The organism is Roseimaritima sediminicola, assembly GCF_009618275.1.
In the GTDB taxonomy this organism is placed as follows: Bacteria; Planctomycetota; Planctomycetia; order Pirellulales; family Pirellulaceae; genus Roseimaritima; species Roseimaritima sediminicola.
The window spans coordinates 1-1,541 of the sequence record NZ_WIAD01000121.1; the positions used below are offsets into that span (position 1 = coordinate 1).

Here is a 1,541-nt window from a genome sequence, read left to right on the forward strand (position 1 = left end):
GGCGCGAGCCCTCTTTATCCTACACATCTTTTAGAATACACAAATGTCTGGTTCTGGCTGGTGTTCTCTTAGGGAGGGTGGTGGCTATGGAATGGATTGAATCGGAGTTTGCAACGCTTGACTTGGCCGATGCTAGGCGGGACGCACGCGTCAAATCGCTCGTTGGCCAGTTTGCTAGAATGGCTGAGTCGCAGCCGGATGCTTGCATGAACGATGCAGATCTAGCCGCGTTGTATCGAGTCGCCAACAACCCTGATATCGCACCGGGTGCCATTTTGGAGGCTCATCACCAAGCAGCCATCCGCCGGACAGCCTCGCACGATGTGGTGGTACTTGCTCAGGATACAACCCTTGTCGATTTGACGAAACCGAACCGGCAAGTCAAAGGTGCTGGGCCGCTGGAGTCCGACGATAAGCTCGGGTTCTTCCTTCATCCGCTGTATGCGATCAGTCAGGAAGGCATCCCTCTGGGCGTTGTAGATGATGTTGTTTGGGCGCGCGAAGGCATTCGGACCGATTTGAGTCGGGCCGAGAAGGAGCGGCTTCGCAAGCAGATGTGCTTCGAGGAGAAAGAGAGTTCCCGCTGGCTAGAGATGCTTCAAAGCGGTGAGCAGATTGCGCGAGCGAATCCGCAGACTCATTACATCAATCTCGCTGACAGTGAATCGGATATTCACGAGCTATTCATTGAGACGAACGATCAGGCCAACAACCACGATTTCATCTTTCGGTGCTGCCAGAATCGTGCGTTGGTGGCAGCGAACGGCCAGCCAGCGAACGTGGATGAAGCTTTAGCTGGCTGCGAAATCCTTGCTGAAAGCGAAGCTTTTATCAGTGAGCGTGTTTCCAAGATTGCCGGTGAAACGCGTCCGCGTCGCAAGTCCCGTTCTGCTCGCGTGGCACGAATCAGTATTCGCTCAGTATGCGTCAATGTGCGCGGGCCGTCTCGAGCCGGCGGCCGGTTGCCCGACGTGCAACTCAACGTCGTGGAGGCTATCGAGCTGGATCCCCCCGAGGGTGAAGAGCCCATTCGCTGGGTACTGTTCACGTCGCTTCCCATCGAGACCGCCGCCCAGGCTGAACGCGTAATCCGGCTCTACAGTCTGCGCTGGAACGTTGAGCTGTTCTTCAAAACTTTGAAGAGCGGACTGGGTATTGAGAAGCTCAAGTACCAAACGTTAGACCGCTATCTGACGGCAGTGGCGATGCTATTGGTCGTTGCTTGGCGCGTTGAGCAGATCAAGGTTGCCGCCCGTGTCGACGGAGATGCAAGTTGCGAAGACTACTTCGAGCCCAGTGAGTGGAAGCCCACCTACATGGTCGCAAACAAATCCCGCAAACTTCCCGAGATTCCGCCGACGATGGCCGAATTCGTGCTCATCTTGGCGAAGCTAGGCGGCTACGTGAACAAGAAAGGTCAGGGGCCGCCTGGTTCGAAGATCATTTGGCGAGGACTGCGACGTCTGGAAGCCTACCGCGATGCCTACCTAGCCTTCGGGATCGGCTAAAAAAAGATGTGTAGGATAAAGAGGGCGCGAGCC

At 55.8% G+C, this 1,541-nt stretch carries 1 protein-coding gene; it reads left to right on the forward strand.

Annotation, left to right across the window (positions count from 1 at the left end):
- The first annotated feature begins 86 nt into the window (after window positions 1-86).
- On the forward strand, window positions 87-1,508 hold the full coding sequence (locus GE027_RS22515) for an IS4 family transposase (protein WP_153559480.1): 1,422 nt from the start codon (window positions 87-89) through the stop codon (window positions 1,506-1,508).
- Window positions 1,509-1,541 lie beyond the last annotated feature (33 nt).